Genomic DNA, 240 nt, shown 5'->3' with positions numbered 1-240 from the left:
GGGCCGCCGTGCCGCGGATCCGGCGCTGCTGCCGTTCGAGGCGACCTCCCGGCTGGTCACGACGGGCATCTACCGCTACATCCGGCACCCGCTCTACAGCTCCCTGCTCCTGCTCACCTGGGGGATCTTCTTCAAGCGGCCGATGTGGGCGGGAGCCCTGCTTGCCCTGGCGGCCACAGGATTCCTGATCTGGACCGCGCGGGCCGACGAAGCCGAGTGCAGGGTCGTGTTCGGGGAGGA

General features: G+C 70.0%; 1 protein-coding gene. It reads left to right on the top strand.

Annotated elements, in window-relative coordinates:
- A partial coding sequence (locus BN358_RS24310) for an isoprenylcysteine carboxylmethyltransferase family protein (protein ID WP_304412798.1) occupies positions 1-240 on the top strand: 240 nt, incomplete at both ends.

This window comes from Sedimentibacter sp. B4, from assembly GCF_000309315.1.
Classification (GTDB): domain Bacteria; phylum Bacillota; class Clostridia; order Tissierellales; family Sedimentibacteraceae; genus Sedimentibacter; species Sedimentibacter saalensis.
This window is presented reverse-complemented; position numbering and strand designations above follow the sequence as displayed.